Annotated in this window: 19 protein-coding genes; 10 read left to right on the forward strand and 9 right to left on the reverse strand. The window is 70.1% G+C overall.

The features are described 5' to 3' along the window. Positions 1-20: 20 nt before the first annotated feature. Both FNH13_RS00335 and FNH13_RS00340 read right to left on the reverse strand, forming a co-directional pair. Positions 21-1,067, reverse strand: coding sequence for a D-arabinono-1,4-lactone oxidase (locus FNH13_RS00335; RefSeq protein ID WP_229576550.1), 1,047 nt, complete (start codon positions 1,065-1,067; stop codon positions 21-23). Then, on the reverse strand, positions 1,015-1,938 hold the full coding sequence (locus FNH13_RS00340) for an alanine racemase (protein WP_143781616.1): 924 nt from the start codon (positions 1,936-1,938) through the stop codon (positions 1,015-1,017). The genes FNH13_RS00335 and FNH13_RS00340 overlap by 53 nt, the downstream gene beginning before the upstream one ends. Positions 1,939-2,020: 82 nt before the next feature. Between FNH13_RS00340 and FNH13_RS00345 the strand changes: the two genes are divergently transcribed. The 6 genes from FNH13_RS00345 (at position 2,021) to FNH13_RS00370 (ending at position 5,865) form a co-directional block, all read left to right on the forward strand. Beyond that, positions 2,021-2,758: a class I SAM-dependent methyltransferase gene (locus tag FNH13_RS00345; protein WP_143781617.1), complete on the forward strand. Its 738-nt coding sequence runs from the start codon at positions 2,021-2,023 to the stop codon at positions 2,756-2,758. Between the two features lie 88 nt (positions 2,759-2,846). Further along, positions 2,847-3,872 carry a 6-phosphofructokinase gene (locus FNH13_RS00350; RefSeq protein WP_143781618.1) on the forward strand — a complete coding sequence of 342 codons (1,026 nt, stop codon included), beginning with the start codon at positions 2,847-2,849 and terminating at the stop codon, positions 3,870-3,872. After that, positions 3,869-4,654, forward strand: coding sequence for a CPBP family intramembrane glutamic endopeptidase (locus FNH13_RS00355; RefSeq protein ID WP_143781619.1), 786 nt, complete (start codon positions 3,869-3,871; stop codon positions 4,652-4,654). Before FNH13_RS00350 ends, FNH13_RS00355 begins: the two co-directional genes overlap by 4 nt. 95 nt (positions 4,655-4,749) lie before the next feature. Beyond that, complete coding sequence (locus FNH13_RS00360; protein WP_143781620.1) at positions 4,750-4,950, forward strand: hypothetical protein; 201 nt, start codon at positions 4,750-4,752, stop codon at positions 4,948-4,950. Beyond that, entirely contained in the window at positions 4,947-5,345 is a 399-nt protein-coding gene (locus tag FNH13_RS00365; protein ID WP_202878836.1) for a helix-turn-helix domain-containing protein, read from the forward strand. The genes FNH13_RS00360 and FNH13_RS00365 overlap by 4 nt, the downstream gene beginning before the upstream one ends. Positions 5,346-5,421: 76 nt before the next feature. Then, complete coding sequence (locus FNH13_RS00370; RefSeq protein ID WP_143781621.1) at positions 5,422-5,865, forward strand: VOC family protein; 444 nt, start codon at positions 5,422-5,424, stop codon at positions 5,863-5,865. A 33-nt stretch (positions 5,866-5,898) separates the two neighbouring features. Here the strand turns inward: FNH13_RS00370 and FNH13_RS00375 are convergent, their stop codons facing one another. Genes FNH13_RS00375 through FNH13_RS00390 form a run of 4 tightly spaced genes read right to left on the reverse strand, consistent with a single transcriptional unit; the run spans position 5,899 to position 8,432 of the window. Beyond that, positions 5,899-6,339 carry a TA system VapC family ribonuclease toxin gene (locus FNH13_RS00375; protein ID WP_165699949.1) on the reverse strand — a complete coding sequence of 147 codons (441 nt, stop codon included), beginning with the start codon at positions 6,337-6,339 and terminating at the stop codon, positions 5,899-5,901. Position 6,340: 1 nt separating this feature from the next. After that, positions 6,341-6,607: a type II toxin-antitoxin system VapB family antitoxin gene (locus FNH13_RS00380; protein WP_143781623.1), complete on the reverse strand. Its 267-nt coding sequence runs from the start codon at positions 6,605-6,607 to the stop codon at positions 6,341-6,343. Positions 6,608-6,621: 14 nt separating this feature from the next. Then, entirely contained in the window at positions 6,622-7,875 is a 1,254-nt protein-coding gene (locus FNH13_RS00385; RefSeq protein WP_202878837.1) for an MFS transporter, read from the reverse strand. A 2-nt stretch (positions 7,876-7,877) separates the two neighbouring features. Beyond that, on the reverse strand, positions 7,878-8,432 hold the full coding sequence (locus FNH13_RS00390; protein ID WP_228266506.1) for a MarR family winged helix-turn-helix transcriptional regulator: 555 nt from the start codon (positions 8,430-8,432) through the stop codon (positions 7,878-7,880). Between the two features lie 123 nt (positions 8,433-8,555). On the opposite strand from FNH13_RS00390, the gene ilvA reads away from it, so the two are divergent. Next, on the forward strand, positions 8,556-9,872 hold the full coding sequence (gene ilvA / locus FNH13_RS00395) for a threonine ammonia-lyase IlvA (RefSeq protein WP_143781625.1): 1,317 nt from the start codon (positions 8,556-8,558) through the stop codon (positions 9,870-9,872). A 22-nt stretch (positions 9,873-9,894) separates the two neighbouring features. Here ilvA and FNH13_RS00400 read toward each other — a convergent pair whose 3' ends face one another. Both FNH13_RS00400 and FNH13_RS00405 read right to left on the reverse strand, forming a co-directional pair. Continuing rightward, positions 9,895-10,590: a M50 family metallopeptidase gene (locus tag FNH13_RS00400; protein ID WP_143781626.1), complete on the reverse strand. Its 696-nt coding sequence runs from the start codon at positions 10,588-10,590 to the stop codon at positions 9,895-9,897. A gap of 111 nt (positions 10,591-10,701) precedes the next feature. Next, positions 10,702-11,208: a nucleoside deaminase gene (locus tag FNH13_RS00405; RefSeq protein WP_143781627.1), complete on the reverse strand. Its 507-nt coding sequence runs from the start codon at positions 11,206-11,208 to the stop codon at positions 10,702-10,704. Positions 11,209-11,378: 170 nt separating this feature from the next. Here FNH13_RS00405 and FNH13_RS00410 point away from each other — a divergent pair, with 170 nt between their 5' ends. The 3 genes from FNH13_RS00410 to FNH13_RS00420 are packed head-to-tail and all read left to right on the forward strand — an operon-like array spanning position 11,379 to position 12,701. After that, positions 11,379-11,900: a universal stress protein gene (locus FNH13_RS00410; protein WP_165699950.1), complete on the forward strand. Its 522-nt coding sequence runs from the start codon at positions 11,379-11,381 to the stop codon at positions 11,898-11,900. Positions 11,901-11,907: 7 nt separating this feature from the next. Next, positions 11,908-12,318 (forward strand): fluoride efflux transporter FluC, encoded by a 411-nt coding sequence (locus FNH13_RS00415; protein ID WP_143781629.1) that lies wholly within the window; start codon positions 11,908-11,910, stop codon positions 12,316-12,318. Beyond that, positions 12,315-12,701 (forward strand): fluoride efflux transporter FluC, encoded by a 387-nt coding sequence (locus FNH13_RS00420; protein ID WP_228266507.1) that lies wholly within the window; start codon positions 12,315-12,317, stop codon positions 12,699-12,701. Before FNH13_RS00415 ends, FNH13_RS00420 begins: the two co-directional genes overlap by 4 nt. A gap of 29 nt (positions 12,702-12,730) precedes the next feature. On the opposite strand, the gene FNH13_RS00425 is transcribed toward FNH13_RS00420, so the two are convergent. After that, positions 12,731-13,822 (reverse strand): IS630 family transposase, encoded by a 1,092-nt coding sequence (locus FNH13_RS00425; protein WP_143781630.1) that lies wholly within the window; start codon positions 13,820-13,822, stop codon positions 12,731-12,733. Between the last annotated feature and the right edge of the window lie 11 nt (positions 13,823-13,833).

Raw genomic sequence — 13,833 nt, forward strand, 5'->3', positions numbered from 1 at the left:
TCCTCACAATACGTCTCCCGTCAGGGGCCCAGCACCCGGTCCAGGTAGTCGTTGGCGAACACCCGGTCGGGGTCGAGGCGGTCCCGGACGGCGAGGAAGTCCTCGAAGCGCGGATAGGCGGCGCGCAGCTGCTGGGCGCCGAGGGTGTGCAGCTTGCCCCAGTGCGGACGACCTGCGTGCTGGGTGACGATCTCCTCGAAGGCAGCGAAGGAGGCCGTGCCGTCCATCCGGTGGAACTGGTGCACCGCGATGTAGGCGTTGTCCCGCTGGTAGCCGGTAGACAGCCACACGTCGTCCGCCGCGGCGAACCGCACCTCCACCGGGAAGGGCAGGGGCGCCCGCTCCGCCGCGATCCATCCCCTCAGCTCGGCCATCACCGGGCGCAGGGCGTGGCGCGGCAGCGCATACTCGCTCTCGGTGAAGCGCACCTCTCGCGGGGAGCAGAACACCCGCCAGGAGGCGTCGGTGAACTGGCGGGCCCCCAGGGCGCGGGCCGAGATCTGGTTGAGTCTGGGCACCAGGGCGGGGCGGAGGGCAGCGAGACGGTTGACCTGCTCATAGACCGTGTTGGACAGGAAGCGGTCATCCAGCGCCTGCCGCCAGGACGGCAGCGGCTGGCCAGCCCGACCTGCCGGCGCAGTGGCCACCTCGTTGTTGCACTTGAGCAGGCACCGGTCGGTGTGCGGAAACCAGTGGATGTCGACGTGGTCGTGGTCGGTGACCAGCGTGTCGATGTCCGCCAGCACCTCGGTGATGTCGGCGCTGCTCTCGCGGGCGTGCAACCGGAAGGCCGGCACGCACTGCAGCTCGACCTCGGTGATCACCCCGAGAGCACCGAGGGAGACTCGGCCGGCCTGGAAAATGTCCGGATGCTGCTCGGCGGAGCACTCGACGACGGAGCCGTCGGCCGTGACGAGAGTCAGGCCGGTGACCGCGGCGGCGATGCCCTGGCGGTGCGCGCCGGTGCCGTGCGTGCCGGTGCAGATCGCCCCCGTGATGGTCTGACGGTCGATGTCACCGAGGTTGGGCAGCGCCAGGCCGATGCTCTCCAGTGCCGGGTTGAGCACATGCAGCGGGGTGCCGCCGAGCGCTCGGCGTGAAGGACCGGTAGCCGTCGAAGAGGGTGGGGCCGAACAGTCCGCTGCCTGCGGCGAGCTCGGTCACGACCGGGTCCTGCCCGGTCACATGCAGGCTGCCGGTGCCCCCGCCGTTGACGAACTCCAGCTCGGTGACGTCCCGCGCCGCGGCGACGACGGCGGCGCGGCGGACCAACAGCTCCTGCGCCGAGCGAGCCTTGACCCAGCGCACCGCGGGGGAGCTGTCCGGCAGACCGGCGATCTGGGCGTCATAGAACATCAGCCCCACGACCGTCAGTCCGCGGTCTCGGGCAGCCCTGGCCAGGGAAGCCACCTCGTCCGGGTCGCGCAGATAGGAGCGCCGCACCCCGAGGTGGGCGGTGAACCGTCCCCGGCCGAACCGTAGCGAGGAGTCGACGTCGAGGGCGACCCGCAACGGGTGCTGCCCCGCGGCCGACGCCAGCAGGTCGAGGTGCTCCATGCTGTCGATCGTCAGCGTGATCCGGGAGGACGCCACCGGGTCCGCGGTGATCTCCCGTACGGCTGTCACGTCGACCGTCGGATAGGCGACGAAGACGTCCTCGATCCCTGCGTCGGCGGCGCCGGCTGACTCAGCAGTCCCAGCGCTGGGGCGAGCGAGCCACAGGGCCTCGCGCACGGCATACGCCATCACGCCGGCGAAGCCGGGCGTTGCCAGGGCACGCTCGATCAGGGCTCGCACCCGAAGGCTCTTGGAGGCGACCCGGATCGGCTTGCCACCTGCCCGTCGCACCAGGTCAGCCGCGTTGGCGTCGAAGGCGTCCAGATCGACCACCGACAGTGGCGCGGTCAGGCCGGCGGTGGCCACGTCCCAGGACTTCATAGTGGCGACTCTAGGTCGTGCCTGTGCTGCTCAGATCGGAAACCGGTGGTGTTGAGGCGGATCCCGTGCCAGCCTCGAGGCTATGGACGCCGCCGACTACTACACGGGGATCGTGGCCGAGGGTTATGCCGTGCTGAAGGGCACCCACTTCCCCGTCGATCGCTATGCCGATCTCATCACCGCCTCAGGGGAGCCTGCGCTGGAGCTCGGTTGTGGCGACGGGGACCCGCTCCTGGAACTGCGGCGGCGCGGTCTCGACGTCGAGGGAGTGGACTCGTCGGCAGACATGCTCGCGCGGTGTGCCCAGCGAGCTGCGGAGGCCGGGCTGGAGGTCGTCACCCACCACCAGCGGATGGAGGACCTGGCCCTTGACCGCCGGTTTGCGACCATCTTCCTGGCGGGGCCGACGTTCACACTGCTGCCCGACGACGACCTGGCCGCTCGCGCGCTGGCCGCGATCCGGGAGCATCTCACCGAGGACGGGATCGCTGAGGTGCCGCTGTGGATCCCACCGCCCAGGGAGGACCTGGGGACGGCGCGTCAGGCCGAGACCGAGGACGGCACCGCGCTGCAGTTCACCGCCCTGAGCGAGGAGTATGACGCCGCGCACCGAACGCGCACCACGCACGTGCGCTACGAACGGTGGGATCGGCAGACGTCCGAGGTTGCCGAGCGGGAGTGGGTGATCCACTGGCACACCCAGGAGTCGTTCGGCGGTCTCGCGGAGGCGGCCGGGCTGCAGGTGGTCACCATGACCGACCTGGACGGTGGCGCGCTCACCGGCGACGAGGAACAGTTTGTGGTCACGCTGAGACGCTGAGCCGCGAGTCGTTCCGCCAACTGGCCCCGATCGCGCCCGCTGACACCACAGATTGGCCCGGAACCCCCAGAACAGACAGACTGTGCCCGTGAAGATCGGCATCCTGACCAGTGGCGGCGACTGCCCGGGCCTCAACGCGGTGATCCGCGGGATCGTGCTCAAGGGCGACAAGGTCTATGAGCACACCTTCCTCGGCATCCGCGACGGCTATCGCGGGCTCGTGGAGGACGACATCTTCACGCTGCCCCGCAAGCAGGTCCGAGGCCTGTCCAAGCAGGGCGGCACGATCCTGGGCACCTCCCGCACGGGGCCGTATGGCGAGGGCAACGGGGGCGCCGAGCGGGTGCGGGAAGTGATGGACAAGCATGAGATGGACGGGTTCATCGCGATCGGTGGCGAGGGGACGCTGACCGTCGCCCGGATGCTGCACGAGGAGGGTGTGCCGGTGATCGGGGTGCCCAAGACCATCGACAACGACCTGTCGGCCACCGACGTCACCTTCGGCTTTGAGACGGCGGTCGCGATCGCCACCGAGTCCATCGACCGGCTGCGCACCACGGCCGAGTCCCACCACCGCTGCATGGTGGTCGAGGTTATGGGTCGCGACGCAGGCTGGATCGCGCTCAACGCCGGCATCGCCTCCGGTGCCCACGCGATCCTGATCCCAGAAGTGCCGGTCACCATCGAGCAGGTCACCGGTTGGGTGCAGGCCACGGTCAACCGCGGTCGGGCACCCGTGGTCGTCGCCGCGGAGGGCTTCCGCCTGGCCGGTGAGGATGTCTCGGCCAAGCACGGCGTCGATCACATGGGCCGCCCTCGTTTTGGTGGCATCGCGGAGCAGCTCACCCCGATCATCGAGGAGCGGACCGGCATCGAGACCCGCAGTATGACGCTCGGTCACCTGCAGCGCGGCGGTGTCCCGACCTCCTACGACCGGGTGCTGGCGACGCGTTTCGGGACCGCGGCCATCGATGCCGTCCACCGCAAGGAGTGGGGCACCATGGTGGCGCTGAAGGGCACCGACATCGTCTCGGTGGAGTTGGCGGAGGCGACCAGCGAGATCAAGTCGGTGCCGCGCGAGCGCTGGGACGAGGCGGCGATCCTGTTCGGGTGAGCACCTGGGCCGGTTCCCGCGGTGCCACGGCGTATGCCGAAGCGCCGGGTCAGTCCGGCCCGCGCCCCTCGGTGCGCCGGCGCGTCCTGGCCACGTGTGGGGTGGCGCTCGCGCTCGGGGTGACCAATGTGCTCGCGGCGCCGCGGTTGGGCCGGGCGGCCTCGATGACGTGGAACCTCGGCACCACCGCCGTGGTCCTCGGCCTCGGTCGCTGGGCCGGGGTGGATCGCACGGCGGTCGGGCTCGACCCGCGCCGGCTGCGAGCAGGGCTGGCCACCGGTGCTGCGGGGTCCGCCGCCCTCGCGCTGCTCCTGGGTGCGGTGAGCGCCACCACCACAGGTCGGGAGTTGCTGGACGACGACCGGGTGGTGGACGCCTCCTGGGCGCAGACCCTCGCCCACGTGGGTATCTTCATCCCGCTGGGCACCGTGGTGCTCGAGGAGGTCGCCTTCCGAGGGGCGCTGCCGGCGCTCCTCGACCCCGACGGGCGCTCGGTGCCGTTGACCGTCGCGGTCCCGTCCCTGGCATTCGGGGCCTGGCACGTCGTCTCGAGCCGTGCCTTCGTCGCCGCTCATGGCCAGGACAACGACCCGGACCGACCTGGCGGCGCCGCCGCCGGGAGCACAGCCGGCATCGTGGCCGCCACGGCGGTGGCCGGTCTGGTGCTCGGCCTCGCACGGCGCCGCGGCGGTCACCTCGCGGCGCCCGCGCTGATGCACCTCACGGCCAACGCGCTGGCCACGGTGGTCGGCCGGTGGGTGGGTCGGCACCGGCGGCGCTGACGACCTCTGTGTCGGCGGCAGCCAGGCCCCGCACCTGCCCACGGGTCTACGATGTCGAGGGATCGACAGTCTCGGGCCACGGGGAGGAGTTCGTCGTGGGTCCTGATGTCCCAGCGGCCATCCGCGCCGAACACGTGCTGCCTCGTGTCGTCACCTTTCTCTGCATCCTGTATCTCGGTGCGGGACTCACCCTGTCGTGGAATCCCGTCACCTGGAACGGCTGGACCTGGGCGGTCATGCTTGCTGTCGGGGTCGCGGGGACGACCCTGGTGGCCCGTTCCACGCCGGGCCGGTGAGCTTGTCTGAGGAGGACCTCAACCGGCGCATGCTGGCTGCTCGCGATGTGATGGACCGCTCGTATGCCGAGGAGCTGGACATCCCCTCCCTCGCCTCGGTTGCGCACGTGTCTGCCTCGCACTTCATCCGGCAGTTTCGGGCGGTGTTCGGCGAGACGCCGCACCGCTATCTACAGCGCCGGCGCGTCGAGCGGGCGATGTTCCTGCTCCGCAGCGGCGACCTGTCGGTCACCGAGATCTGCTTCGAGGTCGGCTTCTCGAGCCTGGGGACCTTTAGTCGCACCTTCTCGGCGATCATCGGCGAGAGCCCCACCGCCTATCGCCGCCGCGGACCCCTGCCGCAGGTGCCCTCCTGCTTTGCGATGCGCTGGGCACGGCCCTCGGAGCACGGCTGAGGCGGCGCAGCCCACGGCGCGAAGTCAGCACTTTTGGATAAGCAGGAGCCCTGCGGGCCGCCCTAGGGTCGGCAGCATGATCACCAACCTGACAATTTCGCAGATCTTCGTGACCGACCAGGACGAGGCCCTCGACTTCTATGTCAACGTCCTCGGCCTCGAGCTCGACGCCGACATGGACTTCGGCCCCATGCGGTGGCTGACCGTGAAGGTCCCTGGCTCCGACCGCTCGATCCTCTTGGAGAAGCCCGGGCCTCCTGGCTACGACCCCGAGACCGCGGAGGCGGTGCGGGGCATGGTCACCAAGGGCGCCGGCGGCGGCACGCTGTTCTTCACGACCGACGATGCCTATGCCGCCCACGCCGCGCTCCGGGCCAGGGGTGTCGACGTGCCGGAGGAGCCGACCGACCAGCCCTATGGCATCGACTTCGGCTTCCGCGACCCGTCCGGCAACCACATCCGGATGAGACAGATGCACCCGATGCCCCCGGAGGGATACCCGGCTCCGGCCGAGGGCTGAGCAGCTGCAGCACCGAGTCGCACCGTGCGGCAGTTAAGCCTGCGCGATCAACGGATCAAGCGTGCGCAGCCCGGAGAATCGCCCGATGCGACGATCCCGGGTGACGAGGGTGCCTGCGTGCTCCATGGCCAGGGCCGCGAGATAGGCGTCGGGGATGTGGTTGCCCCGTAGGTCGTAGGTCCTGGCCAAGTCGCTGAACAGACGCCAGTGGTGCCCGCCCGGCCGCACCACCGTGGTCGCGGGTGCTGCCAGCAACGCGTCCGCAAAGTCGAGTGCCGCACCCACCGGGGCGGGCTCGGCATAGATCTTCGGGTGCGTGGCGATGCGCACCATCGCCGACAGCACGAACTCGCTGAGGCCGAGCTGCTCATCGCCGGTCAACCGTGACGCCAGCCACGAGTGGACTCTGCCGGCATCCTCCGATGAGGTGGGACGGAAGGCATCGAGGCAGACGTTGACGTCGAGGAAGAGCACGTCAACTCCGTGAGGCAGTGGTGTTGTCTCCGAGCGCCTCCGCCAGTGCCTCGCGGTCCAGCAGGTCGATGCCGGGGCGAACACCAGGATCGTCCGGCTCGAAGGTCGGCAGGCTGAAGTCCCCCGCCACCTCGGCCCGCCGCGAGTGTTCCGCAAGAAGCAGGCGCAGCGCGTCCTCCAGCACCGAGCCAATGGTCCGGTGCCCCCGCGCCGCCAGGATCTTGGCCTCAGCGAGGAGGTGCTCGTCGATCGTCACTGTCGTGCGCATGATGCATCATATCATCAGGGTGGTGTCATCAAATCATCACGGACGATCTTGCTGATCCTGAAGTCACGAAGCGTCCGGTTGCGCAGCGCGATCCAGCCGACGAGGCCCGCGCAGGCCAGCCCACCCGTGGCGAGGGCAATCGGCGCCGAGGTGAGCCCCGCGACCACACCCGCCCGGAAGTTGCCGACGTCCGGCCCGGCCACCCCCACGATGTGGTCAACCGCCGACACTCGGCCGCGGTGGCTGTCCGGTGTGGCCAGTTGGATCATCAATCCCCGTGAGGTCACGGACACCGTGTCGGCAGCACCGGCCACGATCAGGAGTGCCATCGCGAGCCAGAGGGGTCCGGCGAAGCCGAAGCCGGCCAGCGCCAGGCCCCACACCCCGGCTGCACCGAGCTGGATGGGCCCTGGCCGGTCGGCCCGGGTGACGAGTCCGGAGAACAGGCCCGCCGTCATACCCCCGACGGCGACGCAGGACAGGAACAGGCCCAGGGTCTGCGGGCTGCCACCAAAGCGCACCTCGTTGACGAGTGGGAACAGGGCGATCGGCATCGAGAGCAGGGTGGCCGCCAGGTCGCTGGCGAACGACCCGCGCAGGACGGGTCGCTGCAGCACATAGGCAAAGCCCGCCATCGTCGAGCGCAGGTCCGGGCGCGTCCCGGCCCCCTCGGGTGGCATCGAGGGCAGGCGGAGGATGCCGTAGAGGGAGAGCACCACCATGCTCGCGAAGGTGAGATAGCACGCGCCGACGCCCCACTGCCCGATGATCAACCCTCCGAGGGCCGGGCCGATCAGCATGGCGCCCTGGAAGGTCAGCATCTGCAGGGCGATGCCGGCCCCGACCTGCTCCGGCCCCAGCAGTCGCGGGATGAAGGTGCGGCGGGCCGGCGCCCCCACGGCGTTGGCCGCGCTCTGGGCCGAGACCAGGCCCAGCACGAGCCAGAGGGACTGGACGCCGGTGGCGGCCTGGGCCGCCAGGGCAAGACCGGCGAGCGCCTGTCCGACTGTGGACCAGCGCACCAGGTTGCGGCGGTCCACGGCGTCAGCCAGGGTGCCGCCGACCAGACCGAAGACGATGAGCGGGACGGCGTTGGCCAGTCCGATGGCACCGGTCCACACCGGGTCGTGCGTCAGGTCCCACACCTGGAACAGGACGGCCACGACCGCGACCTGGCCACCGAGTGCGCCGAGGAGACTGCTCCCCCAGAGTCGGCGGAAGGGCGGGCTCGAGCGCAGCGGGCGCACGTCGAGCAGGCCCCTGCCCACCCTCACGGCGTGGCGTTCGGGCGCTCGGGCGCCGGGTGCCCGCCCGACTCGGACTGGTCACCGGCATCCGTGGGCAGGTGGGCCACGATGCGCTCCAGGAACGGCCGGTCCTCCAGGTGGGTCCGCAGCGCCGCGGTGAACTCCATCAGGGACACCGGCAGTGCCGCGTCAAGCTCAGCGGCCGCGGCCTCGGTGGCGCGCCACTCGTCCTCAAGGAAGGGCACCAGCTCCCGGCCACGGGCGGTGAGCTCGACCACGCGCGTGCGGGCGTCCGGGCCGGGGACCGTGTCCACGAGTCCCTCGGCCCGCAGCGCGGACACGGTCTGGCTGACCGCGGAGTGCGTCAGGTCCAGGCTCGCGGCCAGGTCCTTGATCGTGAGCGGGCCGGTGTGCGCCAGCCGGATCAGCGGGTAGGCGAACCTGGGCCGCAGACCAGCAACGCCGCGCTCGGCATACAACTCCTGGATGCCGGTCTCCATCAGCTCCTGGACCTCACGCAGGGGACGCCAGTAGCTGTCTGTTGTCGGGTCGGGAGCTCGCGGCTCAGGAAGTGTCACAGCGCTAATATAACAGCGCTGTGAGATTGACGTCGTGTGTGCCGTCGGGACCGGGACGGAGCGCTTCCCGAGCGGCACCGAGGGCAGGTCCAGTGCAGGCAGCCGTGCGTGACACCATGAACCATGACCACCCCGGCACCCTCCGAGCCGCACCGCGACCCCACCACACCGCACGTCACCGCACCTCTCGTCACCGCACCTCTTGTCACCGCCGCCGACATCGACGAGGCGGCCGAGCGACTCAAGGGTCTGGTCAGCATCACCCCCCTGACCAGGAGCCGCCGACTGTCCGAGATGACCGGCGCCAAGGTGCTGCTCAAGCGCGAGGACCAGCAACCGGTCCGCTCCTATAAGAACCGCGGCGCGATCAACCTCATCGCCCAGCTCGACGATGCCACCAGGGCCAAGGGTGTGGTCTGCGCGAGCGCCGGCAACCACGCGCAGGGCGTCGCCTTCGCCTGCGCCACCCTCGAGGTCTCGGCCCGGATCTTCCTGCCGCGCACCACACCCCGGCAGAAACGCGACCGGGTCGCCGCCATCGGTGGTGAGTTCGTCGAGATCGTCGTGACCGGGTCGACCTACGACGCGGCGGCGGCCGCAGCAGCAGAGGACGCCGAGCGGACCGGCGCCACACTGGTCCCTGCTTTCGACCACCCGATGACCATCGCCGGCCAGGGCACCGTCACCCGCGAGATCGTCGGCGTGCTGGGCCACGCACCGGACGTCCTCGTCGTCCCCGTCGGCGGCGGCGGTCTGCTCGCCGGTGGCCTGACCTGGCTGCGTGAGCACTTCCCGGACAGCCGCGTCGTCGGCGTCGAGCCCGCGGGAGCGGCCAGCATGGCGGCCGCCCTGGAGCAGGGAGTTCCGGTGACGCTCGAGGAGATCGACCCGTTCGTGGACGGGGCTGCCGTCCGCCGGGCCGGCGAGCACACCTACCCGATCGTGCGGGACGGCAACGCCGAGCTGGTCGCCGTCCCCGAGGGAGCGGTGTGCGTCGAGATGCTGGCGATGTACCAGACCGAGGGGATCATCACCGAGCCCGCCGGCGCCCTGGCCGCAGCGGCGCTGCCAGCCCTCGGCATACAGCCTGGTCAGACGGTTGTCGTGGTGGTCTCCGGCGGCAACAACGACGTGCTGCGCTATGCCGAGATCGTCGAGCGGGCGCTGGTCCACGAGGGGCGCAAGCACTACTTCCTGGTCGATTTTCCTCAGGAGCCGGGGGCGCTGCGCGGCTTCCTGCACGACGTGCTCGGACCGGACGACGACATCGCGCTGTTCGAATACACCAAGCGCAACAACCGCGAGACCGGGCCGGCACTGGTCGGCATCGAGCTCGGGTCACCCGAGGACCTCCAGCCGCTCCTGGACCGGATGGAGTCCAGCTCGATCGAGGTCGAGCGCATCCCGCCGGACAGCCCCCTCTTCCGCTTCATCCTCTGACCGGGGCCGCCCGCACGTCCGGTCAGGGAGCCAGCAGGACAGCACCGGCGACCAGGCAGGCAACGCAGATCAGCCAGAAGAGCCCGACCCAGAGGGTGGCCGGCACCCCGGTCAGCGCGGCGAGCTGATCAACGTCGGACTGGCGGGCGCCGCCGCGTCCGCGCTGCCGCTGCAACTCCACGACCGAGCGGGGAGCGGCCAGCAGCAGCGCCCAGACCAGCAGGTGCGCGATCCACCCCGCCCCCTCTGCCGGGAGCAGCCAGGTGGCACCGCCGACCAGCGCTCCTGCGACGAGCAGGACCCAGAGCCCATAGAAGTTGCGGATCTGGATCAGCATGAGGGCGCACAGGGCGACCATCAGCCAGAGCCAGCCCACGGCATACCCCTGGGAGAGCAGTGCGGCAGAGGCGAACCCCAGGACGGCCGGGGCCGGATATCCCGCGGCGAGGGTCGCCACCATGCCGGGGCCGCGGGGGCGTCCGCGCGAGATCGTGACGCCGGAGGTGTCCGCGTGCAGTCGGATGCCCCGCAACTGCCGCCCGGTCAGCACCGCCACCGTGGCATGTCCGGCCTCGTGCACGATCGTGACGCCGTGCCGGATGAACCGATAGCCGGTGGGCGTCCAGGTGACCAGCAGGGCGAGGGCGGCCAGGACCAGGGCACCGGCGAGCGACGGCAGCGGTTGGGTGGACGTGGCCGCATCCCAGATGTCACGCACGGGCTGAGTGAATCACGCTGAGCTGCACCGACCCTGGGACGCAGCCCACCGGCGGACCAGCAAACCCTTACGAAAAGACGGGGCGGACCAACAAAACCGCTACGAAAATTGTCAGTAGTCGGTGCGGTCTGCCTTGGCCTGCCACTGCGCAAAGACGTCCCCCGCGCCGGGCACCTCGAGCCGGCGGAACGGGAGCGTGCGGGCCTCCGGCGCCAGACCGATCTCGTCATAGATCATGGCGTCGCTGAAGCCGACGGCCGCCGCGTCGTGGCGGGTCGCGGCGTAGTACAGCGCCTCGGCGCGGGACCAGTAGATCGCCCCGAGACACATCGGGCAGGGCTCGCACGAGGCATAGATCACGGCACCGGACAGTTGGAAGTCGCCCAGGTGCTCAGCAGCGGCGCGGATCGCGGTGATCTCCGCGTGCGCGGTCGGGTCACTGGTGCCCACGACCGTGTTCCACCCCTCGGCGATCACCTCCCCGTCGAGCACGACCACGGCTCCGAACGGGCCGCCGCTGCCACTGGTCACGGCACGGCGGGCCAGCTCGAGGGTGTGCTGCAGGTGTCGGGCGTGTTCGGCGTCGTCGGCGTCACGATCGAGGGGCGAGGTCGGCATCAGGACACGGTACCGTCGGCGCGCTCGCGCAGCACCCTTCTGCCGCGAGGCATCGTCCCGCGGGTCCGCGGGCCCGTTTTTCGGTGCCGAGGTCGGCGCATCGCCTGGCCAGCGGCTGCGCCCGCGCCTGGTTCGGGACAAGATGGGGACAGCAACCCCAGGAGGTTCCCGTGACTGACAGCAGTGCAGCTGCCGGGTCGAACTGGCCAGCGCCCGGGCCGGACCGGGTCATCGTCGTCGGTGTCGATGCCGACCAGGACCCACACATCGTCAAGGAGGCTGCCGACATGGCCACCACGATGGGGGCCGGGCTGGTCTGCGCGTGGGTCGACTCCACGCAGGTGATCTATGGCGCCAGTCTGGACGGCACCCGCCTCATTACCCCCCTGGATCCCGACCAGTCGGCAGACACCAGCCACGCCCTGAACGAGCGGGTGCATCGGTTCGTGGCCGAGCACCTGGCCGACCGGCAGGTGCCCTGGCGCCTGGAGTCCACCGTGGGTGATATCGCCTCCGGTCTCACCGAGATCGCCGACCAGTGGCAGGCCTGTCTCATCGCGGTGGGCGGGCGTCGTCCGGGCTTCACCGGCTGGATGAACGAACTCATCGGCGGCTCCATCGGCGGTCACCTGGTGCACACCCAGTCCCGCCCGGTGCTCGTCATTCCCGGCGCCCGCGACAAGGGCCACTGAGCCGCCCTTGCGCCCTTCCCCTCTGCTGGTCGGTGTCGTCACCCTCGGCGGCGCACTGGGCACCCTGTCCCGGTATGCCGTCACGCAGGCCGTCCCCGCCACGCACCAGATCCCGTGGGCGACGCTGATGGTGAACCTCAGCGGCGCCTTCCTGCTGGGACTCCTCCTCGAACGCCTCGCCCGGACTGGGCCCGAGACCCCGGCGCGTCGCCTGGCCCGGTTGGGGCTGGGCACCGGTCTCCTGGGCGGATTCACGACCTACTCCGCGCTCGCGCTGGAGGTCCACGACCTGGTCGGCACCGGACACCTGGGTCTTGCCCTGGGTTACGGCATCGGCAGCGTCTGCGCGGGACTGGTGTCCTGCGCTGCCGGCGTCGTGCTCGGGGCCCGGGGCGTGCGCAGCGGGGCCGCACCTTGAGCGGCCTGGCACCGGGCACGGTGCTCGTCCTGACCCTCCTGGGCGGCCTGGGAGCCGCCGCGCGCTTCCTGGTCGATGACCTGGTCAACCGACGCTGGCACGGGGCGTTCCCGCTGGCCACGCTGGTCATCAACGTGACGGGGTCACTGCTGATCGGCCTGCTGGCCACCTCGATGGCCGCCGACTCGCCGCAGGCCTACGCGGTCGGAGCGGTCGGCTTCTGCGGTGGCTACACCACCTTCTCCACCGCGATGGTGGAGTCGGTCCGGTTGACGCGCGAAGGCGCGTGGCGCACGGCCGGACTGGCTGCGGCAGGCATGCTCGCGCTCTGTGTCGGCGCGGCCGCAGCGGGAGCGCTGCTGGGTCGGGCGCTGTCCGGCTAGCGCAGCGAGCAGACCGCGCACCCGTCCGGCTAGTGTCCCGCGCCGGTAGTTCGTTGTAGAAGTCTGCCGAGGGAGTCGAGGATCTGTTCGGCGGTTTTGGTCCAGATGAATGGCTTGGGGTCTTCGTTCCAGGCCTTGACCCACTTGCGGATATCGCCCTCGAGGGCCTGGACGCTGCGGTGGTCAGAACGCTGGAGCAGGTCGGCAGTGACGTAGGCGAAGAACCGCTCGACCTGGTTCAGCCATGAGGAGTAGGTCGGGGTGAAGTGCATGTGGAAGCGGGGGTGGGCTGCCAGCCACTTCTTGATGCTGGGGTGCTTGTGGGTGCCGTAGTTGTCACAGACCAGGTGCACCTCCAGCTCGGCCGGGACCTGGTCGTCGATCTTGGCCAGGAACTTCTTGAACTCGATCGCGCGGTGCTTGCGGTGCAGGGAGGAGATCACGGTGCCATCGGCGGTGTTGAACGCCGCGAACAGGGACGTGGTGCCATGTCGGACATAGTCGTGAGTGCGCTTCTCGGGCATACCGGGCATCATCGGAAACGCCGGTTGAGACCGGGCCAAGGCCTGCACCTGTGACTTCTCGTCCACGCACAGCACCACCGCGGCCTCGGGCGGGTTCAGGTAGAGGCCGACCACGTCGTAGACCTTCTCCACGAACAGCGCGTCGTTGGACAGTTTGAACCCGTCTTCGCGGTGTGGTTGGAGGTCGAAGGCCCGCCAGATCCGCCCGATGGTGGACTTGGACAGCCCGCTGCGCTGGGCCATCTTCGCCCGCGACCAGTGCGTCGCGTTGAGCGGCGTGGATTCCAGGGTGGCCACCACGACGTCCTCGATCTGCTCAGCGCTGATGGTGGGAGGGCGACCCGGGCGAGCCTCATCCGACAGGCCGTCCAACCGGTGCTCAACGAACCGGGTCCGCCACTTGCCGACCGTCGGTGCCGACACCTTCTCCAGCGCCGCGACCTCCTTGTTCGTCAACCCCTCGGCGCACCCCAACACGATCCGCGAGCGCAACGCCAACGCCTGTGAAGACTTGCGCCTGCGCGCCCAGCGCAGCAGCTGTGCACGCTCCTCCTCGGTCAGCTCCAGCGGGGCCTTGGGGCGTCCGGTACGACTCATACCCCATTCTA

This window comes from Ornithinimicrobium ciconiae, from assembly GCF_007197575.1.
Lineage (GTDB): Bacteria > Actinomycetota > Actinomycetes > Actinomycetales > Dermatophilaceae > Ornithinicoccus > Ornithinicoccus ciconiae.

Coding starts and splice junctions, on each gene's coding strand:
- ilvA (WP_143781625.1), top strand. CDS start 8,556: ATGACCACCCCGGCACCCTCCGAGCCGCACCGCGACCCCACCACACCG.
- FNH13_RS00340 (WP_143781616.1), bottom strand. CDS start 1,938: ATGAAGTCCTGGGACGTGGCCACCGCCGGCCTGACCGCGCCACTGTCG.
- FNH13_RS00380 (WP_143781623.1), bottom strand. CDS start 6,607: ATGCGCACGACAGTGACGATCGACGAGCACCTCCTCGCTGAGGCCAAG.
- FNH13_RS00345 (WP_143781617.1), top strand. CDS start 2,021: ATGGACGCCGCCGACTACTACACGGGGATCGTGGCCGAGGGTTATGCC.
- FNH13_RS00370 (WP_143781621.1), top strand. CDS start 5,422: ATGATCACCAACCTGACAATTTCGCAGATCTTCGTGACCGACCAGGAC.
- FNH13_RS00405 (WP_143781627.1), bottom strand. CDS start 11,208: ATGCCGACCTCGCCCCTCGATCGTGACGCCGACGACGCCGAACACGCC.
- FNH13_RS00425 (WP_143781630.1), bottom strand. CDS start 13,822: ATGAGTCGTACCGGACGCCCCAAGGCCCCGCTGGAGCTGACCGAGGAG.